Origin of the sequence: Coprobacter secundus subsp. similis (assembly GCF_015097275.1) — a bacterium.
Classification (GTDB): domain Bacteria; phylum Bacteroidota; class Bacteroidia; order Bacteroidales; family Coprobacteraceae; genus Coprobacter; species Coprobacter secundus.
In genome coordinates this window covers 2,529,215-2,555,928 of the sequence record NZ_AP023322.1, presented here as the reverse complement: position 1 = coordinate 2,555,928, position 26,714 = coordinate 2,529,215, and the positions used below count along the sequence as shown (strand labels likewise).

The window sequence follows — 26,714 nt, the reverse complement described above, 5'->3', positions numbered from 1 at the left end:
AAAGCTTATTTTATCAGTAAAAGTATTCGCTCAAATTTTTATTATTTCATTTCATTAATGAGAAAATAATATAAATAATTATTTTTTTAGATATTTATTTATAGAATTATATAAAACTTATGATAAAATTTAGTGATAATGTCATTTCAGATTATCAAAAGTTTCAATTATCAAATTCCCTTTATATGGAATTTTAGAGTTGGAATCTTTGCAATTAATAATTTTAAGTATTGAGTTATCTTGTACTTCGAATCCGATTTTATTATTGAAGGAATAGCAGTCATATAAAATCATGCTATTGGGGTTTGTATTAGGAGTATTTGATGTATAAATAAGATAACCTGCTTCTGTGTTGTTTTCAGAAATGCAATTATGGGCGACCATTTGGCTAGCATAGCCACCTTCATTTTCTAAAACATCGGCACATATAGCAAATCCATAACGATTTTTTCTTGCTATGACATTAAAAGCAGATTCATGAACTCCGTATCCACTTCCAACTCCATATTTACCATTATATTCAAAGAGCCCACCTCTGACAATACCTTCACATCTTTCATGGTTAGAATATCCATCATCATAATTATCATGTGCCCAGCAATCAGTTAGAGAAACAGTTGTATGCTTAGCTTGAGGATGATTTTCGGGTAGAAGGTATGCATGCCCATTAAATCCATCTCCATTACCACTTTCTGTAAAAACACGGGCTGCCTCGCATCTAATGAATTCTATTCCTGTGGACATGTGGTACATAAAACCTCCTCCGGCAAAGGCATATTTTACGGCACAATCTATAATTTTTGCTCCAGGACATCTGGATAAATTAAATGGAGCATATAGTATTTCAATACCAATGACAGTTAAGTCAATTTCATTGTTACCCCCATAAAGGCCATTACCTTTAGGCAAATAAATTGGGTTTTTGTCTAAAGATGTTCCTTCTACAATACTGAAATATAATAGTTTGTTTTTCTCATCATAATAAAAAGCCGGGTTTTGAGCTGATTCAATATCTTTAATATTTGTTACGTGATGTAATGGTGTTGAATTACATCTGTAGAATTTTCCTTTTTGGAGAGGATGTCGTTCTTCTGGAGAAATGAGAGTTTCTTTATCTGCAATGTCATGTTGAAATATTTTGTAATTGGGAGAGTTGCTACATAATGAAACAGAACTTTTTAGAACTTTTTTATATCCTGAAACTTTTTCAGCTTTTTCTATTCGTTCTCCACATAGTAACCGAACACGTTCTCCTGAATATGATTTTATTGTTAAATTTCTTCTATTAGCTTGTTCTGAAATATTAATAGATTCACTGTAGTCTCCACTTCGAATAATAATTGTTGCATCGTTGCCCGTGCTTATCAAAGCTTTTTTTATAGTTTTATAAGGCTTATTGATGGTTCCATTGTTTAAAAAATCATTTCCGTCTGTAGAAACATATACGATAGAAGTTTTATCTGCTGCAAAAACTGTATATCCGATAATAACGGAAATAAATACTATAAAAAAGTGCTTCATAATTGTTATGTTTGATAATTTTAAAATTAAATTTGCTTGTTTGATATCATCAAACAAAAGTAAATAAAATTAAAGATAATAATATCATCTACTATATATAAGAGATTTTTGTTTTTATTTAGTTGAATAAATAAAGGTTGAGAATTATAGTACCCTGTGGTTTTTGTAATCTTGACTTTAATAGCATCGTTGTAAATGTTTTTTTGAATTCCTGAATCGAATAGTTATTTTTGTTTGAAATTGTCTTTGAGCTTGTTGTTCTTGAACCACCAGGATTTAAGATGTATGGAGATGCTAAAACTTTTGTAGTATGTTTTCCCATTTTTTACATGAACTACTATAGGTGATTCTCTATTTTTTCAAGACTTTAGACTTGCAGTAATAAATCACGTTGACTGTTGTAGTCGTAGTGTATTTGGTTTAAGTTTTAGATCTAAAAACACAGGATTTAAGATATAAAAAAAGAGTCACTTTTTAGTAACTCTCTGACTTTTAGTGTGGTGCCACCAGGAATCGAACCGGGGACACAAGGATTTTCAGTCCTTTGCTCTACCAACTGAGCTATGGCACCATCGTTTTTGCGAGTGCAAATGTATGATAACTTTTTCAATCGACCTAATTTTAATCTATTTTTTTACATTCATTAATAATTTTACTTTTTACGAATAAAATTCTTGGAAGACATTAAAAAAAGTATATATATATTTTTTTGTTAAGAACAAATATATATCTTTGCATCCACGAAAGCCAATCGGGGTGTAGCACAGTTGGCAGCGCGCCACGTTCGGGACGTGGAGGTCGGAAGTTCGAGTCTTCTCACCCCGACAGATTACAGCCTAACTATTTAGTTAATAAATAGTTAGGCTGTGTTAGTTTATATATGCCGGCAGAGGTACGGCAGAGAGATAAAATAGGATATCTAACGTTACATTTTTTGCTAGTTGCGAAGAATGTAAAAAAAATGTTGTCAAAAAAGAAAGACCAAACTGCACTAAAAGAAATTATTGGTTACACTTATCCCAAGTTATATGTTGGGAAACGGTGGTATATTGGTTTTTATGCATTCGATCCTGTTGCAGGTAAAATGCGACGAAAAAAAATCAAAATTAATTTTATAGAGAAAGCGGCTGGTCGCAGACGATATGCTGGAGAGCTATGTAAACGAATATCCCGAAAACTTGACCAGGGGTGGAATCCCTGGATAGAGTCTGAAAATTCTCGAGCATATCATACTTTTACAGAGGTATGCGAAAAATATCGTCGGTTTATTGAAAAAATGTTTGCCGATGGGAATTACCGGGAAGAAACGTATGTTGGTTATGCTTCCTATCCTAGGAATATGGTTAAATGGAACGGAAGTCGTAAAGTTCCGATTACTTACATATACCAATTTGATAAGCTGTTCGTATCAGAGTTTTTGGATTATGTTTATATTGACAGGGAAAATACAGCTCAAACTCGGGATAATTATCTGACTTTTCTACGTGTATTTTCTTCATATTTGGTTCAGAACTCTTACTTGAAGGAATGTCCGACAGAAGGAATTTCGGTTCTGGGAAAACGGTTACATAGAAAACAACGAACAATAATTCCGGATGGTGACATGATTCGCTTATATGATTATTGGGGAGAGGAAATTGGTCGCTGCTGTTTGTGGGTATTCGATCATGATAGGCTTATAATATATCTGATTTTATAATAATTAGCTATTTTTTATGATATCTTGACCATATTTATAATATTATCGAGACAATCGATATGATATTTTATTACATGTTTTGGAGAAGGTTACTAAGTATTTATTATTACCATTGAAATACAGCGGGCACATCGGTTTACGGTTGTTTAATAATGTCCCCAAATAAAAAAGTCTGCCATACTACTATGATTTTTGCAAATTATTTATGATAAAATAGGTTTATATTTCTCATTTCTTTTGATGACTGCAAACATTCTGGTTACAATTTTGGCCCGTAGCGCATTGATTACGGACATCTTGTTTTTTCTTCGGCAACTTTTCTTTCGTAATACTTCTTCAGTTCACCTCCAATACGATGTGTCATGGCCACGGCAGCCAAGTGCAGCAGTCTTTTCATTACCTTATCTGCCCTATGCGACACTCTTGCTTTTGAGTGTTGGGAACTTCCGGAAGAGTAAGAGAAAGGGACTACTCCCGTATAACAGTTGAATTTTCTCGGATCGTCAAAACTAGTAAAGGCTTCCGTTGCAATTATCATGTTGGTTGCCACTACACGTCCCATACCGTCTATGGACATCAACAGTTCCCTCTGCCTGAACAATACCAAGAGGCTATGACTTCGTCCATTTCGTCTGTAATGGCTTGTATGGCTTCCTCTAAGTCATCCATCAACGCCTGCAAACGCTTCATCTTGCGTTCATATAAGGCTTTGGGCATATAGTCCTTCTGGTCTTGCATCTGTCCTTTGTATTTGGCCAAATTCGTCACATACAGGGTGCGTTCGAATTCAAGTTGTTTCTCAATCTTTCAATATCTTCTGTAGGATGTTCGTAATAGCGTACTTTGTCTTGGAAGCGACTGGCATAGATGGCGATGCGTTTAGCATCCACCTTGTCATTCTTTCCTCGCTGAATACCTGATGAGTATTCTATAAAGAAAGGGCTTGAACTTAACCTAACTACCTTAACAATGGATGTTAACCTACTATCTGGGTCTGGGTTCAAACAAACAGGGAGTCCGTTTATGGCAATGGAACTTAGATTTTCCGTAATGTTTTCTGGTTCACTTCCTGTTCTCTTTCTTTGCTTCACAAATTTATCTTTTCTATTTTATCTGTAATTCTCGGATGCAAATCTAAGGTAATGTTATTATTTGATTGATGTTGACATATAGGAAGAGAATGGAACGAACAATATAGAAACTTTTCAAGTCTTCTTCTGATTGAATACTATTTTTTTAACGTGGTAACTTTATCTACCAATTATTTGACTGCATTTTTAGAATTTATAATATCAGGTATTAGAGCGAAGAATTTTCTGTAAAAGAAAGTTCCCATCAGTATGGTTTCTGGAATTCAGTTATTTGTGAATTATACTCTTCTATTTGAGGATGCATATTTAATCATATTATAAATGTGGAAAATATCGAGTGAAGGAGTATTTTTGTAAATAAGTATCGATATATTAAGATTTTGGTAGTTTATCAAATAAAGTTTTTCGAATAAAATATATTTTTTGCCTTACGGGTGTAACGGAAATATTCATTTCCTTTGCAATTTCCTGATAATTGTGATTAGATAAATATAATCCTAGTACTAAACGATATTTTTCATTTAGAGACTCGGTTATGATTTTATTTACTAATTTTAGCCCGCAAGGTGGAGATAAAGGCACCTTATTGTGTGTTTCTGAAAAATATTCTTTCATAAACTTCAAATTCGGATCTTCAATCGTCACTCTTTTATGATTTTTAGGAATGAACTTTATATCCTTATACACAATGTTTTATCAATGGCTCTTAACCGAAGGATCCGGACAATGCTTTGAAAAAGGTGTTCTAAGCGAGACTTGCGTAAATACAACAATAAAGAGTAAAATTTTTTCACGGCTACTCATTAATATTAATAATATAAAGTAGCCTCCGCCTATTTTGATGTTTTGCGTTACAAACGCAAACAATTTATTTGGAATTTTCACAAAATCTCATGAAAAAATATGTTTTTAGATTAAAAATGGAATTATTATTTAGAGAGTAGCTTTTAGTTTAAAAATAAATTCTTTAGTATATAAATATATTTTAAAATTCAAGCGAAAGTTTTTTGCTTTTCTACGTCCTCTTACTGAAGAGGTCTCTTAAAGTAAAACGATAACATAAATAAATGTGGAAAGCAATATATTGATTATAGCCAGTGCGGTATTAAACTACAAATATACCATTATAATAATATTGTTTATTATAGTGGTAAAGGTGCATTTTGAGTATGATGTGTGCAAGATGCATATATATCATCATCATTTTCTGTAATTTATCTTTAAAAGAGAACATGATTACAATGACAAAACTGAGCTGTTTATTATTACGCTAATTTTAAAAATTGTCTTTCTGAAAAATGGGAGTAAAGAACCTAGTCGTTTAGGAAATATTTTTTTGTATCAAATTACTTAAAAGAAATTTTTTCTAAATCGATTGTCATTACAAAGTTTCAATAGAATGGATGTAACATTATATCCCTATTCTATATAATATAGTTTTGTCTTTTGTAACAGGCACAATGCCTTTCTCTTTTATTTTTTATGATTGTCCAAATCCTCTTTTTCTCTATGGAAGAATATGGATGATTTGGAAATAATTAAAAAAACAATTATTCCTTTTCACTAAGAATATCAAATAATTTTCTTAGTAAAAGAATTTGTGTATAAAAAATAAAGATGTAATTTTGCAACTTTATTTCGGCAAGGTAGACAAGAGAAGTAAGAAAAGTTCTTCCACCTTCCGAAGGTAACCTGTATATAATAAAAAAACAGATGTACGTAATTGTAGACATTCAAGGACAGCAATTTAAAGTTGAAGCAGGCAAAAAATTGTTTGTTCATCGTTTAGCAGCAGATCAAGGTGTTGCTGTTGAATTTGACAAGGTGTTGTTGATAGACAACGACGGAGATGTAAAAGTTGGAACCCCTCTTGTAGAAGGTGCTAAGGTTGTATGTGAAGTATTATCTCACCTTAAAGGAGAAAGAATTATCGTCTTCAAGAAAAAAAGAAGAAAAGGTTATCGTAAACGCAACGGTCATCGCCAAGCTTTTACGGAAGTGTTAGTTAAAGAGATTGTTGCTTAACCCTATTAAAACTTAAAGAAAATGGCACATAAGAAAGGTGTCGGTAGTTCAAAGAACGGCCGAGAATCAGAAAGTAAACGATTAGGTGTTAAAGTTTTTGGTGGACAGGTTGCCAAGGCTGGCAATATAATTGTTCGTCAAAGAGGAACAGTCCATCATCCAGGTGAGAATGTTGGTATGGGTAAAGATCATACTTTATTCGCTTTGGTAAATGGAGTTGTTGTTTTTCGCAGAAAAAAAGATAATCGTTCTTATGTTTCTGTAGAACCTCAGAACTAATCGGTTTGATTTGTAACGAGACAAAGGTATTTTTGTTTGATTACAATAAAGAAAAAGGTATAGGAAATGCATTTCCTATACCTTTTTCTTTATTGTTTTTGTAGTTTAAAAGGAGTAGAGATTTACTATTTAAAATGAGTAAATTTTAGTATATTTGATGTAGTCTGAAGGTATTTAATTGACTACAAATAGATTAAAAGAAACTCGCATGAGAATGGGCAACGGATAAGAAATTGGTAAAGTGCTTTGATACACTATATTTCTCATGCTGTCAAACAACTCTTATTTGTTTGCAAATATAATATTATTGCAGGTAAAAATCAAAAATAACGAGGTTTATTTTCATTTTTACCTGCTGATATTTGTTCCGGATTGTCGGATACGATATATTTGTAATTAGGATTCGTACCGTGTTCCAAGCGGTTCATAAGTAACGACTTGCGGAGCTTTGGCAACAAGGGGATGCGGCTCCGTTTTATAGAAATGACTTATGCAAACCGACTTATCCATTTACAACAGTCTTCGCCCTTCCTTTATAGAAGGCGTTCACGCCGTGAAGTTCAATTCTTTGTCGGCGGTCATATCGCGTTACCGGGATTATGCCCGCAGTTCCGAACAAATAAAAGCGTATTCGGGAGATTCTCTGCTGATGCGGGACATCGCCTCCTTGCTTGACGAAGCACCCCGTCCCATAACGGGGGAATACCAGGATTTCACCCCGTTCCTGCTTCTTCTGATGCTTTCGGAGGAATTTCATGCCGTCCATTACGTCGAGCGTCTTGTAACGTGGTATTTCGGCTACTGTTGTGTCAATGAACTGCGGACGGTTTGCACCATTCTGTCCCAGTGTTCCTACCCGCATCACGACACGCTGCGGCTGCGGTTCAAGAACTACCTGCGTGAAGCCCGTAAGACACTGGGTATGCCCGTTGAATGTAACGCTGCTGTCATGCTGAAAATGCTCGACGCCTCTTATGAACATCTCACTCCCGCCGATGTCGGGGAGTTCGAGGAGCTGTTGCACCTGGGGGACGATTACGAGTTCATCTCCCGTGTCAAATCGAATTATCTTGCCTCGGATAACGTCACGGAACTCGCCGGGGTTTGCGGGTATTCCAGCACGATTACCTTCCGCCGGCGTTTCCAGCGGGTTTTCGGCTGCTCGGCCTCCTCGTGGTTGCGTCAGCGCCGTATCGAACGTATCGGGGAGTTGCTGCGGACGACACACTACACGTTGCAGGAAATAGCCTACATGTGCGGTTTCTCCGCCCAATCCCACTTTACGGACTTTTGCAAGCGGAATATGGGGAGCAATCCCACTTCCATCCGTCAGGAAAGCCGGATTTGACATTAAAATCGGCTCCGTGATAAAAAAACGAAGAGAAAGATAAAAATCGTAATCCGCCGGTTTTTCGATTCGCTAACTTTATACGCGAAAGTAACAAGACGGATTATGATTGCATTTATAGAAAAATTAAACAGCGAAGTCCTGCGGAGTATCGAACGTATCGAATCGCGGGATACCGACGTGTTGAAAAAGTCGCTTGAAGCGTCACGTGTCCTGGGAGAAGCGTTCGACCGTTTGAAACAATATATCATCGGCTACCGTTTTCAAAACGATGACGAGGAAATAAAGTTCTTCAAAGAAATCAAACCCCGTCTTTTTTGCCGTCTGATCTATTACCGCAAGCTCTACAATATCGAGATGAACCGTCCGGTAGGAAGTATCGAGGCACAACGGGAGTACCTGGACGCCCATGTTCGGGCCATCAACGCGTACACGCAGAAACGCCTCGACTTTATCCGCTATTTCCGCAGCGGCGCTACACACCTGGACAGCCTCTATTTCCTGCGCGGGCAGACCGACACGGAGCAATACCTGGAAACCTTCTACTATGAACTCGACCCGCAGTTTTCGACAAACGCAGATTTCAAGGTGGCTAAAATCCTGGCCAACGACATGTTGTCGGTTTATCTTATGGGCGAATTGGAATCACTGGAGAGCACGAACCTCCGGAACATGGTTCTGCCATTGCCTGACGTGCGTCCGACATGGCAGGACTCGAAGACGGATCTGACGGAACTTATTTACCTGCTCGACAGTAAAGGCTGTTTCGGCAATGTGCCACTCACGCAACTTGCCAGCTACATTTCCAACGCTTTCAACGTACACCTCGACATGAACCTTTCGAGGACATTCTGCGATATGAAAATCCGAAACAACCCGACACCGTGGCTTGACAAGGCGAAAGAGGCCCTGCTTAAACGTATGCAGACGTGGAAGCGAAACAAGAAAAACGGCAATTCCGAGTAGAACATGAACCGGTAAAGCTCTCTATTTCTTATAGAAACACTGATAATCAGCGTTGTATATAACAAAAGAACCGAGGTCGGTTTTCCCCCGTAACTCTCGAAAGGAACTTTCCCGAACGCCCGTATTTGCACCCGTATAAGGAGCCGATACGGGTGTTCCGTTGTAGCCCCGTCCGGATTAGAACACCGTTAAGCGTTGAATCACAGTATTCTATCGCATTTCTGCCAATAAAAATACCGAGTACGGGCTGCGGATTTCGGCAAAAAACACTGCCTTCTTCACCGCATGAACCATTGAGAATCAGTTCACTGCAAATTATCAAAAAAAAGTCGTACCGACCTCGTTTTAAGCTGTCCATATAAGCCCGACCTTTGTAACATACTAAAAAACAAAGGAGTATGAAAATCATAGTGATCGGTTCGCGAGCCTATAACGAGCTTGTCGGGCGTATAGAGAAAATAGAGGCTGCAATCGCCTCTCTCCCTGAAAAGGGGCGTGCATGGAATAAGGAGTATATAAACGACGAATGGATGGACGGCGAGCAGGTCTGCCGTTACCTGGGCATCAGCGGGCGTACCCTTCAACGCCTCCGCTCGGATCACGTGATCACCTATTCGGCCATCAACCGGAAGCTGTATTATTCCCTCACGGAAATCCGCCGTGTGCTGAAAGAGCGTTCCGTGCGGCGCAAGAACCGACCAAAGGAGTAGGCCATGTTTCTGGATAAGGAATATTTCGACGGATGGATGCAGCGGCTCTCGGAACGGCTGGAACGTATCGAGAAGCTGTGCGCGGGGGACGTGGAGCAGCCGCTTTCCATCCTGCCTGACGGGGAGCGTCTTCTGGACAATTACGACCTGTGCCGCATGCTCAATATCAGCAAGCGCACACTCCAGCGTTACCGTACCTCGGGAGAGCTGCCTTACGAGATGATCTATCACAAGACCTTCTACCGGGAATCGGACGTCCTGCGGTTCATCGAGCGTAACTTCAGTAATTTCCGCAAGCTGAAAAAGGATCGTCCTGCCGGTTCCGGTTAGGCCCTGTCCCGAGAGTCCGGCGTCATGGAAAAACGCGGAGATACATGGAATAAGGCACGACAAGGCGGTACAACCGTTCGATATTTGCCGTAAAATCAGTATGTTTGCACTTGGAAGCCTATATAATAATGAAGCAATGAAAGAAACTGATAAAATATATCCTGCCGACAAAGGGGAGGAAGAGCTGCTGCATAACGTGCGCCATATCTTGCAGGAAGCGCGCGCGAAGGTGATACATCATGTCAATTCGACCCTCGTGAGGGCTTACTGGCAGGTAGGGAAATACATAGTGGAGTACGAGCAGCAGGGAACCGGCCGTGCCGGATATGGCAAGGCTGTCATCAACACCCTTTCCAGGCGGCTCGTGACGGAGTTCGGAAACGGGTTCACGGCCACCAACCTGCGGTACATGAGGCAGTTTTACCAGTGCTACCCGAAATATCACACGCTGTGTGATAAATTGAGTTGGTCGCATTGCCGCACGCTTCTCAAGGTGTCGGGCGATGCCGCCCGTGATTTTTACCTGCACGAGTGCGTCAAGGAAAACTGGAGTGTCCGGCAGCTCGACCGCCAAATCAACACGCTTTTCTATGACCGCCTGCTGGCCAGCCGAGACAAGAAGGCTGTGAAAGAGGAGATTTCCCGTACCGAACCCGGGCGTGTCGAACCCAAAGAGATCATCCGCGACCCGTATATCCTGGAGTTTCTCGGTATCCCGCAGGGAGAGCATTTTCTGGAAACCGATCTGGAGCAACTGCTCATCAGCCGCTTGCAGCGCTTGATGCTCGAACTCGGGAAAGGCTTCGCCTTCGTTGCGCGACAGAAGCGTATCTCCTTCGACGACAAGCATTTCTACATCGACCTGGTCTTTTACAATTACCTGGCCCGCTGTTTCGTTTTAATAGACCTTAAATCCGGGGAGCTGACCCATCAGGATTTGGGGCAGATGCAGATGTATGTCAATTACTACACCCGTGAGTTGATGAATCCCGGGGATAACCCTCCGGTGGGTATCGTCCTCTGCGCGGAGAAAAACGACGCGGTCGTCCGTTATACGCTGCCCGAAGATGAAAAGCAGGTCTTCGCCGCCCAGTACATGACCTATCTTCCCACGCAGGAGGAGCTGCAAACACTCTTGCAGGAAGTGTGACGACAACGCTCACGGGCATATGAAAAAAGCCGATGGAAATCTGTACTTCCGTCGGCTTTTCGCTTACATCTTGATCCCTTTCTTCGCGGGGCCGTTCTCCGGCGGGCTGCCCACGCCCGCGATCACGATGCGCCCCCCGGAGGCGTCGGCAATCTGCCGCAGCCGGGAAGGAATACGGGTCGCCGTGTTGTCTTTCCCCGGGAGCTCTTCCGCCGTGTCATGCCGTTCCCGGCATACGTCGTTATCCTCCTCCGCCTCCTTTCCCTCGCTCTCTTCTATCGGTTTGAGGCTTTGCTGTAGCCTGCGGTCTATTTCCGTCAGGTCAGCTTTCAGGGCCGTCAGTTCGGGCTCCTTGCGCCAGGAACTTTCCACTACTTCCCGCAGGACGGGAATATCTTTCTCCAGTTCCTCGTTCTTTTTCCGGAATTTCTCCAGTGTCGGCTCGATGGTCGCGAGCGCGTGGATGAAGTTCATCGCCGCCAGTCGCGGGTCGGAGGCGATATTCCCGTAGTTGTACTGGTAGAGATAATCCCCTTCACCCCGGACATAAAAACGGTTCTGCACCAGGTCGAGCCCGTCTTTCCCGGTCGTTTCGCTCTGGACGAGCAGCTCGAACCCGTAGAGGCTCCCGATAGGTTCGAGCCTGTCGAGCGTGCGTGCCGTTTCGGCGATACGGTTGAGCTGTTTCCCGATGAGCTTGGGGTCGGAGGTTTCCAGCCCGTTCAATTTCACGGGATTGCGGTACGAGCCGTCCTCGTTGAACTCGACGCGGGCCTTGAAGTGTTCCAGATCCTTGCCGATACGCCGTATCAGGTCGTTGTTCTTCTCTATCTTCTCCGTGATCTGCTCCAGCTTGTAGCGGCTCGATGATTTGCCGCGCACGAATGCCTGGCGTTCGCTTTCGAGCGTGGCGATCTTCTTCTCCAGGCGGGCCTTGTCCAGCAGGTCTGTATTTCCCGAGAGGACGGCTACATACTCGGAAAAATTCATGCCGCTCTTCTCGTCGATGGCCCCCTCGTCGATGGTACGGCTTCCCATGTTGTTGGTCTTGAGCTGGCGGATGAACAGTTGCTTGTTGTGCAACAGCCCGAACTTGTAGGCGTCGAGCGACTTCTCGACGGCGTATAATATCACGTCCACCTTGTTGTCGGCATGGAGTTTGGCGATCTCGTTCCCGGTGCGTATTCCCCGCCCGTCGCGCTGTTCCAGGTCGCTGGGACGCCAGGGGCAGTCCAGGTGGTGTATCGCCACGCAGCGTTTCTGCGCGTTCACTCCCGTCCCGAGCATCTCGGTCGATCCGAAGAGTACGCGGATTTTCCCGGCGTTCATACCGGCGATCATCTCCTTGCGCGCTTTTTCCGAGGTCGCCTCCTGGATGAACCGCACCTCGCTTTGGGGTATGCCGTAATCCTCCGCGAGTTTACGCCGTATCTCGGAATAGACGTTCCACCCCGCTCCGGGTTTGTAGGTTCCCAGGTCGGAGAATACGAACTGCGTACCTTTGTACGCCTCGAAACGGCGGTAGTAACCGGCAATCATACGGGCGCAGTGGCTCGCCTTGTTGTCCACGTGGTCGCTGTATAGTTCGGGGTCTATCATACGCATATCGAGCGACATCTTGCGGGCGTAGTCTGTGGCAATGAGCATTTTCGCCTTTTCCTCCCGCTCCGAGAGCGGCAGGCGGCCCAGGAGCGTGGCATCGCCCGATTTGGCGAACTGCACCAGCCGTTCTATGAACTCCGTCTGCTGGGGTGTCGGCGGGATATTGTGCAATATCTCGTTCTTTTGCGGTCGGTCGATCCCTATATCCTCCGCCGAGCGGTAATCTGTAATCTCGGAGTAGAACATGGCCAGTTCGGGAACCTTGATGAAATATCGGAACCGTTCTTTCTGCACGACCTCGTTGGTCACGGAAAACTCGTAGTCGATGGTTTTCTTGGCAAATATGGCCGCCCAGGCATCGAAGGTGCGGATATTCTGACGCTCCAGTTCCTTCGGGCGCAGGTACTTGAAAAGCAGGTACAGTTCCGTGAGCGAGTTGGAGATGGTCGTTCCCGAGAGGAACGTCGCCCCCAGGTCGCGGCCCGTGCGCTGCTGTATGGTACGCAGCGCGAAAAGCATGTTGAGCGCCCGCTGCGACCCCTCGGGATTTCCGAGGCCCGCCACCCGGTCATGCCGGGTCGTGAAAGTCAGGTTCTTGAATTTGTGGCTCTCGTCCACGTAGAGGTGGTCGATACCCATGAGGCGGAAGTCCACGGCGTCGTCCTTGCGTGTTTCCAGCGCGTGCGCCACCTTCTGCAACTTGGCTTCCAGGTTGGCCTTGCGTTTCTGACACCCTTTCATCATGGCGCGGGAAACGTCCCTGCCTTGTGCTTTGAGCACTTCGAGGTTCTCCTCCACACAGTCCAGCTCGGTCTGCAATATCTCCTGCTGTATCTCCGGAGACTGGGGTATCATGCCGAACTGTTCGTGCGAGAGGATCACGGCGTCCCAGTCGTTGTTGCGTATCTCCCGGAAGATGCGCTCACGCTTCCGGGGCGTGAAATCCTCCTTGCCCGGGTAGAGGACTTTGGCCATCGGGTAAGCGGTGCAGAACGTCCGGGCTATTTCATGGATGTTGGCTTTCAGCCCGATAATCATGGGTTTGTTGGCCAGTCCGAGGCGTTTCTTCTCGTAGGCCCCGCAGCACATGATGAGGGTTTTTCCGCCGCCCACCTCGTGGTCGATTATCCCGCCGCCGAGCAGTTTGTCCATCCATATCGCGTCCTTCTGGCTGTCATACAGATTGTCTATTCCCAGCCCCTTGAGGTCGAGGTCGGGGAATTCCTGGTGCGTCCCGTCGTACTTCGGGCGCACGTAACAGTTGAAAGTACGGTTATAGAGGTCTGTCAGGCGGTCTTTGAAGTCGGACGACTGCTCGCGTAGCCATTCGGGGAAAGCACCCCGGATCTCGTCTATCTTGCTGTTGGCGAGCTGTATGGCCTCCCCGTCACGCACTTTGACCTCCCGCCGTTCGCCGTCCACCCATTTGAGGACGGTCTTGGTGATGTCGGGCGAAGTGTTTTGCAGGGCGTGTTTCAAAAGGTGCAGGCCGTTGTACTTACGGGTCTGCGCGCTGACGGCATACTGCTCCGTGATCTTCACGTTCGTCGCTTCCGCCTTCACGCCGTACTCGTCCAGGTTGGAGGCGAAGGTGATCTTCACCTCCGTATCGAAGAGCGAAGAGGCGAAACGCTCGTAAACACCTTTTGGAATCCACCGTTCGCCCAGGTTGAAATCCAGGTCGTCGAAAGCGATGGGTTTGGGCGTCGCCTCGCGCAGAGCCTCCAGCGATTCCCGGGCCGGGGCGTGGTCGGGATTCTCCCGCAGGAACGCCTCGATCCGTTCGGCTTTCCCGATGACATTGCCGGCGATGAACTTGTCGGCAACCTCGTAGCCGTCCGTTTCCGGGTTGTAATAGATGCGTCCTTTCAGTTCCCCGAGTATTCCCTCCACGGTAGTTCCCGTGAGTGAGGCCATGTAGTGCGGTTCCACCCGGCCGTACTTGTTCAGGCTGGCCACAAGGGCCTCCGAAGCGTCGTCGGCGTGCGTGATCTCATCGGGATTGAAGGCCACGGGACGCTCGAAGATGTCGGCTTTGCGTGCCTTGCCGTCGATGTAACGCTCCAGCGATAGAATCTCCGTCCCCCGCGCGTCCATCTTGATCAGGTCGAGGTTGCGTTTGTCATTGAGCCGTCCGAAGCGTTCGGTGAAATTGTCGTAAAGCCGGTTGAGCATCTCCCGCAGGGCGGGGTTCGCCGTCAGCGTTTCCGCCTCGTTGTTATAAAGGTGGTAATAGGCATCGCGTATCTCGATATACATGGAGGCTTTCGTCCGTTGTGCAGGCGTGAGTTCCAGCGGGTGGAACATGGGTTGCAGGGATTCAATCTCCCGCAGGTAGCCGACCCGGTTTTGTCCGTCCGTGACGAGTGTCCCCTCGCGGAAATAGGGGGCGACCTCCCCCTCGAACGGGCGGGGTTTCATATCCGCCTCCCGTATCTGCGGCATTTCTTTACCGGGTTCTTCCTCCTCCGGATTTTCCGGCGTGTCGAACAGGCCGCCCGTTCTCGGCGTACCGGCGGCTTGTTTCCGTTTGTCTTTCGGGGCTTCCGTCGGGGGGCGTACCGCCTGCCGTTCCCGCTGTTCCGGGGTTTCCTGCTGCCGGGCGTTTTGCCGGCGCAATTCCGCCCTCCGTTCCGGGGTAAGCGACATCATCATCTCGTAAAAGCCGTTGATCGGCGGGTTGTCCTCCCAGTTCAGGGAGGCATACAAGTCTTCGGGATCACGCTCCGGTGGCGTCGCTTTCGGCATTTCGCTCTTCTGTTCCTCCGGAGAGGAGACCGGGGCGAATAACGAGGGTTGCCGGGGCGTCTTCCGCTTTGCTCCCCGGCGGCTGTTCCTTTTCTTGGATATACCGAGTTCTGCCTGCCGCCGCTCCTCGGCGCTGAAGCCGAACAGGTCGTAGAGCGTCAGCAACGGTTCCTGCTGCACGTTTACCGGTTCGGCAGCTTGGGTGGCAGGTACGGGAGCCGCCGTTTCCACCGTGTCGAAAAGCGACCCGGCGAAGCCCTCCCGCGGTTTCGGTTCCGTTATTCCGCCCACGTGCTGCACGGGAGTATCCGCCATGCCGAAATCTTCGGGTTTCGGCGGGTGCTGCTCCCACAAGCGATTCTCCCGCTCTTTCGACCAGGCCCCGAAGTCGGCCAGATCCTCCCCGGTCGGTTCTCCGGCGGATGTGGCGGCAGAATCCGGTAACGCTTGTCCGGGTTTGTTTTCGATTCGGGTAATCTCCCCGGTTTCGGTATCGACATGGTAGCCCTGCGCCGCCATTTCGGCGACGACGCGGCGTTTTTCCTCCTCTTCCCGTTGCTGCTGAAGGTTACGGGCGTCGGCGATAATCTCCTTGACGATTTCTCCGACAAGGCGGGGCTCGTGTCTTTCGGCACGCTGGCGTTCCGCCTGACGGGAACGGGACAATTCCCGCTCCGGTGTGCCGGGTGTCTGTTCCGGAGCATGTTCCAGGCAATAACTCTCGTTGAAATGCCGGTTGAAATCCTCCGAGAGCATACGCCGCATCTCCCGGTCGATGCCGTCCACGCCCTCCGCGTGGGTGAACTCCATCGCCGGTTTGCCGTAGGGGTCTTTGCCTACTTTGGCCTCGGTATGGATCACCCTGTCGAACGACTGGAAAAGGTTGTTTATCCGGATGCCGTTCGACAGCTTGCGGGATTCGATGAAATCCCGCTGCCGTTCGGACAGTTCCCCCGTGGCGGCTTTCTTTTGCAGGATAACCAGGTCGCTGCCGACCTCCGTCCCCGCGTGTTCTGTAAAGAGGTTGTTCGGCAGCCGGATGGCCGATACGGGCTCGCAGCGGTTCATCAGCCACTCGCGCACGGGGCGTCCCTGCTCGGCGTTCAATACTCCCTGCGAGGTGATGAATGCCACCAGGCCGCCCTCGCGTACCATATCGACGGACTTCATGAAAAAATAGTTGTGCAGCGCCCGTGTGCCTTGCCGCCGCACGGGGTCGGTATGGGTGGAGAAGAACGGGTCGAAGAGCGCCACGTCCCCGAAAGGGATGTTGCTCACGGCCACGTCGTAGTAACCGGCGTATTTGGGTTCGATGCGCTCGAATCCCTGTACCCGCACCCGTTTTTCGGGGTGCAGGTGCTTCAGGATCAACCCCGTGGCGGGGTCTTTCTCGAAGCAGGTGATCTCCGCGTAGGGGTCGTGGAAATCCACGGCACTGACGAAAACCCCCGTTCCCGCGCTGGGGTCAAGAATACGTTTGGGGGCGATCCGCGTATCCCATATCGCCTCCACGATGGCGTCTGCCACTTTCGGGGGCGTGTAAAAAGCCGTCAGGACGGAGTTCTTGATCCCGTCCATGTAGCGCTTGTATTCCCGTTCGTCGGGGGTGTTCGTCCTGATGACCTCGTGCAACTCGGCCACGAGCGTTGCCATGCCGTCCTTGTCCGGTTTCCCGGTGGGGGTTTCCAGCACTTCCTTGATGGCGCCGAAGCCGCTGTATGCGCCGAGTGTCCTTTCTTCTTCGGGAGTCGGCGCCCGCCGTTCCCTGTCGAGCGTGAAGGCCGTCTTCAGCGCGTCGATATTCTGGCGGAGGTGGGTTTTCTTATTGAATGCCATCTTCGAGAAGTATTTGGACGGTTCCCGTCAGTTCGGTATAGAACAGTTCGTAGTCGGGCGTGTCGGCGAAGTCGTCCGTGAGGTCGTACTTCTCCAGCACCCCGCGGCAGAGGGGCAGCAGGCGTAGAGCCGCCTGCCGGGCGGTATCCTCGGGAATCTCCGCCTCGAATTCCCTCCAGAGGATGTTTACCAGCGTGTTGTAGGGTGAAAAGTGCAGTCCGCGGTAGAGTTCCTCGCGGGCAATTTCTTCGGCCTCGATGTGGTTGCAGCCCGAACGGATCGCCTCGCTGTACGCTTGGGCGGCGCTGTCGGCCCGCTCGGCGATGAATTCACCTTCGGCGATGAGTTCCGGGTGGCTGTCCTTGAGGTAGGATAGTAACGAAAGTCCGTAATAGGACAATTCCCCCGTGGGGGTATGGTGTTGCTTGTCTGGCATGATAAGAATTTTTAGTGGTCGTTGATAATCGGGGAAGAGAAAGGCGCCCCGGGTTCCCACCCGAAGCGCCGACCACTGAAAAAATCCTTATCAAACAAGCGTATCTCGTTATGACAGGTCTTTTCCAGTGGCAAAGGTAACGATTATTTCCGTCTGTTCCTCTTTCCCTGCCTGGGAGTATCGCGCGGCTCGAATACGAACGAGGTCTTGAACTGGTCATCGAGCGTGAGGGCCGCGTCGAACGTCCCGCCGCCGTTTTTGACGAATCCCCGGATCGTGCCGGTTTTGCCTTTGGTCAGCAGTTCCGCGAGCTGCTTGTCGGTCAGCTCCTTGCGGGCCACGGTTCTCCATACGGTCAGGCCGCAATCGGGATTCTGGCACTTGACGAGTTTGGGATAGAACACCACGGGCCTGCCGCAACGCGGGCAGGCTGTGTCACTCTCCGCGCCATCGATTCTTGCTTCCAGCAGTTCTTTGGCGATTTGCGAGGCGAAGACCTCGATACCGCGATGGAATGTCGGGGCGTCCATCTCCCCGGTGGCGATCTTCGAGAGGGCCAGTTCCCAGCCGCCCGTCATGGCGACATCGGCGATCTTCTTGTCCCTGACCACGGCATACACGGCCAGTCCCTTGTCCGTGGGTACAAGCGACTTTTTCTCTCGCCTGACATACTCGCGGGCAAAGAGCGTTTCGATGATGGCGGCACGGGTGGCGGGCGTGCCGATGCCGGCATCCTTCATCGCCTCGCGTTCGGCCTCGTCGGACAGTTCGCGTCCGGCGGTTTCCATCGCCGCCAGCAGGCTCGATTCCGTGTGAAGGGGGCGCGGCCGGGTCTGTTTCTGTTCCGTGCCGCATCCTTTGACGGGCAGCTCGTCGCCTTGCACGATGTCGGGAAGGAGGGTCATGTCCTCCTCTTTCTCCTCGACAGGTTCATTCAGGACGGCCCGCCAGCCCGTCTCGACCATGATACTGCCGCGGGCCGTGAAATCATGCCCCGCGCTTTGCAGGGTAAGGGAAGTGTTTTCTTTCACGCAGGCCCCGGAAAAGGTTTCGAGCATCCGCCCCGCGACCATCTCATAGACGATGCGGTGGTCGGCATCCAGTTCGGAAGGGAGGTTCTCGGTGGGAAGCAGCGCGTGGTGGTCGGCGATCTTTTCGTTGTCCACGCTTCGGCGGGAGAGAGATGCGGTATCCATCCTGCCCGCGTATTCCGCGAAACGGGGATAGCGTGTCATGTTCCCGATGAGTGCCGGAATCTCCTCGGCCACATCTTCCGATATATAGCGTGAGCCGGTACGGGGATAAGTGATGAACTTCTTCTCGTAAAGCGACTGGGCGATGTCGAGCGTTTTTTCTGCCGAAAAACCATACCGGCTGTTGGCCTCTTTCTGGAGTGTCGTCAGGTCGTACAAGAGAGGCGGCTGTTCCCTGGCCTCCTTGCGCTCCACGTTCACGACGCGTACCGTTCGGGCGCCGATAACCTCGGCGCGGGTTGCTTCCGCCTTCTCCCTGCCGTCGAATTTCTCCGTGGAGAGGACGGTGAACTCCGTGCCCTCCTTTGCCGTGGAGAGCTTCAGCCGGAAATAGGTGGCGGGCTTGAACGCCTTGTTCTCCAGGTAACGGGAGCAGATGATCGCCAGCGTGGGGGTCTGCACCCGTCCGAGCGACCAGACGCCCCGCCCGGCAGCCACGGCAAGCGCTTGCGAGGCGTTGATACCGACGATCCAGTCGGCTTCGCTGCGGGCTTTGGCCGAGAGGTAGAGGTTGTCGTATTCGTTGCCGGGGCGGAGGTGTTGTAACCCCTCGCGGATGGCCCGGTCGGTCAGGCTGCTGATCCATAACCGCACGAAAGGGGTACGGCATTCCAGGTAAGAGTAGATGTAGCGGAAGATCAGCTCCCCTTCACGCCCCGCGTCGGTCGCGACGATGATGCGCTCGGCCATGCCGAACAATTCCCGGAGAATACCGAGCTGCTTCACGACACCCGGGTCGGCCTTATACTCTTTACCCTCCCGAACCTGCCGGGGCAGGAGAATGAACGATGATGGCAGGATAGGCAGGTTTTCCCGGCGGAAACCTGCGATGCCGTACTGTTGGGGCATTGCCAGCCCGACCAGGTGGCCGAAGGCCCAGGTTACGGCGTAGCCGTTTCCCTCGATAAAACCGTCTTTACGGTTCGTGGCTCCCACGATGGCGGCGATCTCACGCGCCACCGAGGGCTTTTCTGCGATAATAACTTGCATGATGATTCGGATTTTTCAGTGGTTGTTTTCTTGTTGTTCTTCTTCTTTCTCTTTTTCCGGACGGGCGATCAGCCGGCGGTCGTAATAGACATGGTTGCCGTTCCCGTCGTAATACAGCCGTCCGTCGTCCGCCTCCTCCGGGGGGCTGCGTTTACCCGGCCGGAGGTACAAGGCAGCCAGCGCCGCGATCAGGAGCGGCATGGCTCCGGCCTGCATGTAGAACCATTTCATACGTTATACCTTGACACCTTTGGAGTTGCTCTTTTTGCTGCTGCGGTAATTTTTCTTCTGCGCCGGGGTGGCCTCCTGCTGTCCCTGCTTGAGCGGCTCTTTCACACCTTTGACCGCTTCGACGGTCTTGCCCTCGGAATTGACGGCGACCTGGGTACGGCTTTCAACGGCGGGTTTGACCTCCGCCCCCTGCCGTTTCGCACGGTCGGGATTCCAGCGGAAGAAGTCCATCTTGTTACGCTCGAAGTTGGGCTTGACCCAAGCGTTGAACGGCTCACCCTGCCCGTCCTTGACCATGCCCTTGATGTAGAAAGCCTTGACATCCGCCCGCTTGGAGGGGTCGTTCACTGCTTCTGTCCATTGGTCATAAGCCTCTTTGGGCACGGAGGCTTTGAGGATTGTCCGGTGAATCGTGAGCGTGGGCTGTCGTTCGGAGGCCGCCGTTTCCTGCCGTCCGTTTTTCTCGGCGGCCTTCTGGCGGTAAATCTCCTTGTTCTCTTGGGCGTAGCGGTTGCGATCCAAACCGTCGTAGGTAAAGGAATAGTTACGTTCGGCCGCGTCGATTTGGATATAGGCATCCCGCTTATAACCCGCGCGGGTGGTATATCCTTCGAGCAACACCTTGCCACCGCCGTAGAAATCCATCTGCTTGCCTTCCGAGAGGTCGGCCTCCTTGATACGGGCACGTTTTTCGAGTAACGAAACGGGCATGGGTTCCAGCGTGTTCGTCCATTTGTCTATCGATACGTAGCAGGGCGTGAGCTTGCCCGGCTCCAGCTCCAGGTCGATCACTTTCCCGGCATGACGGGTGTTCATCAGGTTCGTTTTCGCCTCCTCATCGAGCAGCACCCCGTGGAAGGGGGCGTCGAGGTCGGGTCGTTCCTGCCAGTAATGCGGCACGACGCGCAGCGAGCCGTCCGCCTGCTCTTCGAGCGACACGCGCCCTTTGGTGGAAACACGCATCCCGTTCTCCAGTTCGGGGTTCATCTCCACCAGCCCGTTGGATTTATGTCCGTAAGACATGGCTTTCAGGTGCGGCTCGATGTCCTCCATGCGGATACCTTTCTTCTCCATATCCGCCAGGTCTATCTTCGTGACGTCCAGCGGCTCGAACTGCCGCTGCTCCTGCGTCTGGAGCCGTTCGGAGGGGTCGATACGGTAATTTTCCAGAATCTCCGGGTCGAAGTCGATGCGGATAAGTTTGTTCAGGGCATTCTCCGTCATGACGAAGATACCCGTGTGGACGGGGTTCTGGGCCTGTTCCATGAACTTTTTGAAGAAGGCTTCGAGGGCTGAATCCTGCGTGTTCACGTTCAGCAGGCTCGCCACGTTCTGATCCGTGGGGTCGGCGGTCTGGATATTGCCGTCCTGATCCACGCCGGTAACGGCTTGCAGTCGTCCGTCGTCGGCATTCTGAACGAGCATGACTTGTTTAGCGTCGTTCTTTACGTTTTCGTCCATAATTACGAGTGTTTTTAGTTAGCACCAATAGCGATGCGGGAACGAAAGTAAGGGGAACGGCTTGAACGTAAAATAGTTGGAACGGCTATGGAAGCATCGGGCACAGAAGTGGCCGCTTGTGGCGCAGGGCAGAGGAAATCGGAGAAACGGAGTGCCGGGAAGGACGGATTTGGCAGTGGGTATTTTCGTGGCTCCGCACCTTATTTGTCAGGTAGTCGGGATCTATTGTTAAATGTCAATAAAACGCATGGATAACCCGTGTTTTTTTATAAATTTGCAAAAACGGGTTTCAGTATCCGACAAAACGTGAGGCATGGAAATATATACCCCAAAACCCAAAATCAAACTTTCTCCTGTGGTAAGAAACGGGAGAGAATTTGTCGAAGTGACTTTCGGTAATGACAATGACATCCGCTTGTCGCTGTCGAAGGAAGAAAACGTACTGCTTGTCGGTGGCAGAGCTTATCTGCCGGCAGAGAATTTCGTGCTTGCCGAGTTCTTCGACCGCTATGTGAAAATGGCGTTTATAGACTATTCTGCCATCAAGGAAACCGCACCCCGTAAAGAGGAAGACAAACGACCGCCACTGCCGGAAGGCTATCTGGAAAAACTTCAGCAAGTGCGTTACAGTGACCATACCGTAAGGGTATATACCTCCTATTTCCGCGATTTCCAACAGCATTTCGAGGGGCGTAAGATTGAAACGGTTACTCCCGGCGAGATAAACGACTACCTGCTGTATCTCATCCACGAGAAAAACATATCCTCCTGCCAGCAAAACCAGCGTATCAACGCCATCAAGTTCTATTACGAGAAAGTTCTCGGCCAGGAACGGCGGTGTTACAAGGTGAACCGTGCCAAACGGGAGAAGACGCTGCCCGACGTGTTGAGCAAGGAGGAAATAAAGAAAATACTCGACGTGACGGTGACAGACCTGCGTTTCTTCTGTATGTTCTCCATACTCTACTCCGCAGGGTTGCGCATCAGCGAACTGCTGGAACTGAAACCCGGCGACATCAACGAATCCCGCTCCCTGATACGGGTGCGTCAAGGAAAGGGCAAGAAGGACCGCTACACCCTGCTGTCAAAACCGTTGATGAAAAAGCTGACGGAATATAACAGACTATACAAACCGAAAGTGTGGCTTTTTGAACACAGACCGGGAGAACCTTTCACCGAGAGTATCGTGTCGAAACGGCTGAAGGCAGCGGCCCGGGAAGCGGGAATCACGAAACGGATTTATCCGCACCTGCTGCGCCATTCGTTCGCCACCCACTTGCTGGAGCAAGGAACCGACATCAAGATTGTGAAAGAGCTTATGGGACATAACAACATCAAGACAACGGAAAGGTATGTCCACATAGCCGACACTTTCAAAAGCAATATCAAAAGCCCGTTGGACGATCTGTTGATGGAGGAAGACGAGGTCTGATACTTAAAGAAAATAACAGCCAAATCGGCTGATAGTATAACATTATCAACCTCGAAAAAAATACAATGAATAGAATATTAACACTATACCTCTTTTTGCTATTGTGTGGCACGGCTTCCGCACAACAAATAGTAGAATGGAACGATTTACAGACTATAACGGATAACGCACGGCGCACGGTATATTATAAAAAAGACAGTAAACGGCCGTTGCAGGGAAAATATCGCATTATACGAGGACTTGACGAGGAACACGTGAAACTTTCAGACGGCATGATAAACGGTGACTATCGTCGTTACCGTGACGGGGTATTGCGTGAGTCGGGCATATATGTCAAGGGCAAGCGTAACGGTACATTCACGGAATACTACCAAGACGGCGTTACTCCCCGAAAGGAAACACCCATGCTGCAAGGCAAGATAGACGGAACTGTAAAGACCTATTTCCGTAACGGAAAAATAGAGATTGAAAAAGAATACAGGCAGAGTGTGGAGAACGGACGGGAACGCCGCTTTGCCAACAAGACGGGTGAGCAGATTTTTGAATCTCATTATATCGACGGGGAAAAAGATGGCGAGGAATGGGAAATCTTCGAGGACGGCCGCGCAATACGCAGCAAGACTACACGCCACTACCGTAATGGAAAACTCGACGGTTCGTATCGTGTGGAATCAACATGGGAGGGCAAACCCTATATAACCATTGAGGGACAATACACCGACGGTGAGAAATCGGGGCAATGGATACAGCATAACCACCAAGATAATACCCAAACCTGCACATGGCATGGTGAGGGTGGGGCTTAAACTGAAATGAAGACAGTCATCATAACACTACTTTTGACTTGTACATCGAGTTAGACCATTCACGATAATCTTAAATGAAGAAACAGGAATATAAGGAGCAAGAACGACATTATTATTTCTTCGACTATCTGTTCTGGTTGGGAGAAATAACATGGGAGCATTATCACAAGGTCAGTTTCAAACAACCCCGTGGGAGTGATATGCTGTGGGCCTGTATCACGCTTTTTATATTCATGCCGGTTCTGACCATAGCAGGTCATTTTCTTGATGGCTTGGCATTCGAGGTGTTTGGAGCCGTTCTTCTAATCGTGTTCTCCGTTTCTGTCTTCATGACAGACCGTCTGTTCAACAAAATATACCCGCCTTCCCGGCGGAAAGCGGTCATGCAGCATTATGCGGGGCGCAAGTTCAGTCCCTTCCGGCGTAACTTGTTCTTTTTCTCCATCTGTTTGTTGTTTATTCCTGCAATGGTTTTATTAGGAACTGCACTGAAATGGATAACTGAAATACTCAAATGACAAATAAAAGAAACATTTTCAGCCGATTTTTCCGCGTATTGGTGATGTTGCACAAAATTCCATACGCGTATTTTACGGAATGGAACAATAGAAGGAAGCGAAAAGCATTAGCTGCCGGAATATACTTCCTGAGCATCCTCCCGGAATTCGTCCTGTTGGCCGGCACATTTCTGGCGGCAAGGGGACAAGACGGGTATGTACATCTGGTAAACGTGCCACAAAAGGTTGTCTGCTACGGTCTGGCGGGTCTGGCGGTGCTGCTGTCAGCCATCCCTCTGGGATTTTTTGATGACAAGAAGATATGCAAGGAAGTCCGGCAGGAACTTCGTGAGCGTCCCCGTTACTGGAAACGGGCAATAGTGGTCTATTGGGCAGTTATCGTGGCTATGGTGGTGGCGGCGAACATTGTGTTTCCCGCTTTTTCCGATAAGACAATGCCAGTAGAGAGCGGACTGGAATGGACGGAGGATATGGATTTTTAATATGGACACAAGCATGAAAAAGGCAAGGATAAGGCGACATGATTTTTTCCATATGATTGCGATGATACATAAAACCGCATACATCCTCGCTTACGATATGCTGCGAAAGAAAGGCGTGCATGATTGGGTGGAACGTCGGGCTGTCGGGATAATCGGGCTTCCCTACCTCTCTTTAATTTTGGTGGCATTACTTACATTAAAAGACGAACCGAGTACCGGTCATAAAATCGTTACCGGCATACTGATTGGATGGGCGGTTGTCGCTGCATGGTGCACTTCCGGATTTCAGTTCAAACCTTCTGATTGGAGAATGGAAGTCCGGGAAGAACTTGATTTGCGTTACTTGTACTGGAAAAAGGCGATAGCGGTGTACTATGCCGTTGTCATTGCAGTGGCGGTAGCGGCAGGCTTTGTCATGCCCTATATATAAATCCGAGGTAAAACATCAGTACGGCATTCCCCACAGCCAGTGCGATGGAGATAAGAAGAATTTCAGCAAGTCTCCTGCCAATATGTTTCATATTCCGGTAATGTTCACTGATCACTTTCCGATGTCCGGCTGTGTAACGGAGCTTGCAGAATATGGAGGGCAGAAGGCAGAACAACATTACGATGACAAGGGCGACAATCCAACTGAAAAAGCGAAACATCAACGGTATTCCAAGCGGTATGGTTATGGCAAACAGCCAGCATAGGAAAAGCAACATTCTCCCATTGAGATTGCTATGCTCTCGATCGCTCCATTTTTCGGCTACATACCACATATAGTCGATGAAGCAGAACCGGTATTTCCGATTGTCCTTTCCCATACCGTTATTTCCAAGCAAAAAACATCGTCAGGCAGGCAATTATCGCCATGCCGACCAATACCATTTGAACCTTGCGGCGTGTTTCAGGCTTGCAATCGTCAAAGAACCACAGCGAGCTGTTAAATTGCCAATGACACGCCCATTTCCAACGGAGCAGCAATCCTGCAAGCCACACGGCAAGCAGTCCGGCAGCAAACAGCAGCCCGTATTTCGGATGAGCCTGCAACCACTCGAAAAACGCTTCCGCCTTGCTGTTCATAGCTTCGTATATATCGGTAACTGTCATATTCATTACATAATTATCATTTGTCATAACATAATTCAATATACCAATCGCCCTTAATGTGTCTTGATGCCATACCGCCCGGTGAATCCGGATCATTCCTAACAAGCTCAATCAGGTCGTTCAGTTCCCAATCGACCGCATAAGTTGAATCCTCTGCGAGCCTGTAAGCATACTGCTTGTCCACGCTCGGCCCGACAGACCAACCGGCAGAATAGTAAATGATAGAGATGCTTGGAACAATGGTGTCGGGCAGTTCCTCAATGGGAGGAATTGAGCTGAAATCGCCATGTTCAATCTGCCACAAGGTATGCCGGCTTTTGAAATACACTCTCTTACCTCCCACCGATGCAAGCAGGGAATCAAGACGCGTGCATTTTTCATTGCCAAGACTTGACAAACACAATGAATCCGTTGCGCTCCCGATTGGATAGAACGAAGGGTAAATGTCGCCATACGGGCAATTCAACAGAATTTCGGTTATTTCATTAAACGCATCTTCATGGGCATAGAAATTATGAATCATATCCTCGTCAGACGGAGGATTGAAACCTCTGTTGCCACACCCTACGGCAATGAAAGCCACTACAGTTGCCGGCAATAATACTTGCAGAAATCTACTCGCCATAGCTGATAATCGTGATTCCGAACGCAAAAATAATGTTTTTCGTCCACTCAATCACCACGTTATGCCGAAAAACAATGTGC

General features: G+C 48.6%; 27 protein-coding genes and 2 tRNA genes. 15 read left to right on the top strand and 14 right to left on the bottom strand.

The window, feature by feature from the left end; translation table 11 throughout:
* Positions 1-141: 141 nt before the first annotated feature.
* Positions 142-1,578, bottom strand: coding sequence for a DUF1565 domain-containing protein (locus Cop2CBH44_RS10275; protein ID WP_200754757.1), 1,437 nt, complete (start codon positions 1,576-1,578; stop codon positions 142-144).
* 441 nt (positions 1,579-2,019) lie between these two features.
* Positions 2,020-2,092 (bottom strand) — tRNA-Phe (locus tag Cop2CBH44_RS10270).
* Positions 2,093-2,273: 181 nt separating this feature from the next.
* Here Cop2CBH44_RS10270 and Cop2CBH44_RS10265 point away from each other — a divergent pair.
* Together Cop2CBH44_RS10265 and Cop2CBH44_RS10260 are read left to right on the top strand one after the other, a co-directional pair.
* Positions 2,274-2,346: transfer RNA gene (locus Cop2CBH44_RS10265), tRNA-Pro, on the top strand.
* A gap of 136 nt (positions 2,347-2,482) precedes the next feature.
* Complete coding sequence (locus tag Cop2CBH44_RS10260; protein ID WP_200754756.1) at positions 2,483-3,220, top strand: site-specific integrase; 738 nt, start codon at positions 2,483-2,485, stop codon at positions 3,218-3,220.
* A gap of 286 nt (positions 3,221-3,506) precedes the next feature.
* Here Cop2CBH44_RS10260 and Cop2CBH44_RS16555 read toward each other — a convergent pair whose 3' ends face one another.
* The 4 genes from Cop2CBH44_RS16555 to Cop2CBH44_RS16735 form a co-directional block, all read right to left on the bottom strand.
* A complete protein-coding gene (locus tag Cop2CBH44_RS16555) occupies positions 3,507-3,797 on the bottom strand; it encodes an IS110 family transposase (RefSeq protein ID WP_246469112.1) in 291 nt (96 codons plus the stop codon).
* Positions 3,797-3,958 (bottom strand): hypothetical protein, encoded by a 162-nt coding sequence (locus tag Cop2CBH44_RS16550; protein WP_246469111.1) that lies wholly within the window; start codon positions 3,956-3,958, stop codon positions 3,797-3,799. The genes Cop2CBH44_RS16555 and Cop2CBH44_RS16550 overlap by 1 nt, the downstream gene beginning before the upstream one ends.
* 26 nt (positions 3,959-3,984) lie before the next feature.
* A complete protein-coding gene (locus Cop2CBH44_RS16545) occupies positions 3,985-4,224 on the bottom strand; it encodes a hypothetical protein (RefSeq protein ID WP_246469110.1) in 240 nt (79 codons plus the stop codon).
* Positions 4,225-4,683: 459 nt separating this feature from the next.
* Positions 4,684-4,926: a sigma factor-like helix-turn-helix DNA-binding protein gene (locus tag Cop2CBH44_RS16735; protein WP_416336746.1), complete on the bottom strand. Its 243-nt coding sequence runs from the start codon at positions 4,924-4,926 to the stop codon at positions 4,684-4,686.
* Between the two features lie 1,098 nt (positions 4,927-6,024).
* On the opposite strand from Cop2CBH44_RS16735, the gene rplU reads away from it, so the two are divergent.
* From rplU to Cop2CBH44_RS10215, 7 genes are all read left to right on the top strand, one after another.
* A complete protein-coding gene (gene rplU, locus Cop2CBH44_RS10245; RefSeq protein WP_021929891.1) occupies positions 6,025-6,336 on the top strand; it encodes a 50S ribosomal protein L21 in 312 nt (103 codons plus the stop codon).
* A 21-nt stretch (positions 6,337-6,357) separates the two neighbouring features.
* Positions 6,358-6,615, top strand: a complete 258-nt coding sequence (gene rpmA, locus Cop2CBH44_RS10240; RefSeq protein ID WP_021929890.1) for a 50S ribosomal protein L27 — start codon at positions 6,358-6,360, stop codon at positions 6,613-6,615.
* Between the two features lie 490 nt (positions 6,616-7,105).
* Positions 7,106-7,963, top strand: coding sequence for a helix-turn-helix transcriptional regulator (locus Cop2CBH44_RS10235; protein ID WP_200754754.1), 858 nt, complete (start codon positions 7,106-7,108; stop codon positions 7,961-7,963).
* A gap of 105 nt (positions 7,964-8,068) precedes the next feature.
* A complete protein-coding gene (locus Cop2CBH44_RS10230; RefSeq protein ID WP_004295489.1) occupies positions 8,069-8,929 on the top strand; it encodes an RteC domain-containing protein in 861 nt (286 codons plus the stop codon).
* Between the two features lie 398 nt (positions 8,930-9,327).
* Positions 9,328-9,639, top strand: a complete 312-nt coding sequence (locus tag Cop2CBH44_RS10225; RefSeq protein ID WP_004303820.1) for a helix-turn-helix domain-containing protein — start codon at positions 9,328-9,330, stop codon at positions 9,637-9,639.
* A gap of 3 nt (positions 9,640-9,642) precedes the next feature.
* On the top strand, positions 9,643-9,969 hold the full coding sequence (locus Cop2CBH44_RS10220) for a helix-turn-helix domain-containing protein (RefSeq protein ID WP_004295487.1): 327 nt from the start codon (positions 9,643-9,645) through the stop codon (positions 9,967-9,969).
* A 136-nt stretch (positions 9,970-10,105) separates the two neighbouring features.
* On the top strand, positions 10,106-11,119 hold the full coding sequence (locus Cop2CBH44_RS10215; RefSeq protein WP_141418885.1) for a PDDEXK nuclease domain-containing protein: 1,014 nt from the start codon (positions 10,106-10,108) through the stop codon (positions 11,117-11,119).
* A 63-nt stretch (positions 11,120-11,182) separates the two neighbouring features.
* Here the strand turns inward: Cop2CBH44_RS10215 and Cop2CBH44_RS10210 are convergent, their stop codons facing one another.
* From Cop2CBH44_RS10210 to Cop2CBH44_RS10190, 5 genes are all read right to left on the bottom strand, one after another.
* Positions 11,183-17,305, bottom strand: a complete 6,123-nt coding sequence (locus tag Cop2CBH44_RS10210; protein ID WP_200754753.1) for a helicase-like domain-containing protein — start codon at positions 17,303-17,305, stop codon at positions 11,183-11,185.
* Complete coding sequence (locus Cop2CBH44_RS10205; RefSeq protein WP_007486316.1) at positions 17,292-17,741, bottom strand: DUF1896 family protein; 450 nt, start codon at positions 17,739-17,741, stop codon at positions 17,292-17,294. Before Cop2CBH44_RS10205 ends, Cop2CBH44_RS10210 begins: the two co-directional genes overlap by 14 nt.
* 143 nt (positions 17,742-17,884) lie before the next feature.
* Positions 17,885-19,984: a type IA DNA topoisomerase gene (locus Cop2CBH44_RS10200; protein ID WP_200754752.1), complete on the bottom strand. Its 2,100-nt coding sequence runs from the start codon at positions 19,982-19,984 to the stop codon at positions 17,885-17,887.
* A 15-nt stretch (positions 19,985-19,999) separates the two neighbouring features.
* Positions 20,000-20,215 carry a hypothetical protein gene (locus Cop2CBH44_RS10195; RefSeq protein WP_070782539.1) on the bottom strand — a complete coding sequence of 72 codons (216 nt, stop codon included), beginning with the start codon at positions 20,213-20,215 and terminating at the stop codon, positions 20,000-20,002.
* A 3-nt stretch (positions 20,216-20,218) separates the two neighbouring features.
* A complete protein-coding gene (locus tag Cop2CBH44_RS10190) occupies positions 20,219-21,676 on the bottom strand; it encodes a DUF3945 domain-containing protein (protein ID WP_074783785.1) in 1,458 nt (485 codons plus the stop codon).
* A gap of 87 nt (positions 21,677-21,763) precedes the next feature.
* On the opposite strand from Cop2CBH44_RS10190, the gene Cop2CBH44_RS10185 reads away from it, so the two are divergent.
* From Cop2CBH44_RS10185 to Cop2CBH44_RS10160, 6 genes are all read left to right on the top strand, one after another.
* The gene (locus Cop2CBH44_RS10185; protein WP_200754751.1) at positions 21,764-21,931 is read left to right on the top strand and encodes a hypothetical protein; all 168 of its coding nucleotides are present in this window, start codon (positions 21,764-21,766) and stop codon (positions 21,929-21,931) included.
* A 58-nt stretch (positions 21,932-21,989) separates the two neighbouring features.
* A complete protein-coding gene (locus Cop2CBH44_RS10180) occupies positions 21,990-23,108 on the top strand; it encodes a tyrosine-type recombinase/integrase (protein WP_118067017.1) in 1,119 nt (372 codons plus the stop codon).
* Positions 23,109-23,173: 65 nt separating this feature from the next.
* Positions 23,174-23,914: a toxin-antitoxin system YwqK family antitoxin gene (locus tag Cop2CBH44_RS10175; RefSeq protein WP_200754750.1), complete on the top strand. Its 741-nt coding sequence runs from the start codon at positions 23,174-23,176 to the stop codon at positions 23,912-23,914.
* Between the two features lie 74 nt (positions 23,915-23,988).
* The gene (locus tag Cop2CBH44_RS10170; RefSeq protein WP_032558167.1) at positions 23,989-24,432 is read left to right on the top strand and encodes a hypothetical protein; all 444 of its coding nucleotides are present in this window, start codon (positions 23,989-23,991) and stop codon (positions 24,430-24,432) included.
* Entirely contained in the window at positions 24,429-24,914 is a 486-nt protein-coding gene (locus Cop2CBH44_RS10165; RefSeq protein WP_230584056.1) for a hypothetical protein, read from the top strand. Before Cop2CBH44_RS10170 ends, Cop2CBH44_RS10165 begins: the two co-directional genes overlap by 4 nt.
* Positions 24,915-24,927: 13 nt before the next feature.
* Complete coding sequence (locus tag Cop2CBH44_RS10160; protein ID WP_032558168.1) at positions 24,928-25,344, top strand: hypothetical protein; 417 nt, start codon at positions 24,928-24,930, stop codon at positions 25,342-25,344.
* Here the strand turns inward: Cop2CBH44_RS10160 and Cop2CBH44_RS10155 are convergent.
* From Cop2CBH44_RS10155 to Cop2CBH44_RS10145, 3 genes are read right to left on the bottom strand one after another with little or no spacing between them, the layout of a single operon-like run.
* The gene (locus Cop2CBH44_RS10155) at positions 25,328-25,723 is read right to left on the bottom strand and encodes a hypothetical protein (RefSeq protein ID WP_200754749.1); all 396 of its coding nucleotides are present in this window, start codon (positions 25,721-25,723) and stop codon (positions 25,328-25,330) included. The two genes, Cop2CBH44_RS10160 and Cop2CBH44_RS10155, sit on opposite strands and share 17 nt — an antisense overlap.
* A 4-nt stretch (positions 25,724-25,727) precedes the next feature.
* Positions 25,728-26,009 (bottom strand): immunity 17 family protein, encoded by a 282-nt coding sequence (locus tag Cop2CBH44_RS10150; RefSeq protein ID WP_032558176.1) that lies wholly within the window; start codon positions 26,007-26,009, stop codon positions 25,728-25,730.
* 16 nt (positions 26,010-26,025) lie between these two features.
* A complete protein-coding gene (locus Cop2CBH44_RS10145; RefSeq protein WP_200754748.1) occupies positions 26,026-26,634 on the bottom strand; it encodes a DUF4948 family protein in 609 nt (202 codons plus the stop codon).
* Positions 26,635-26,714: the final 80 nt, after the last annotated feature.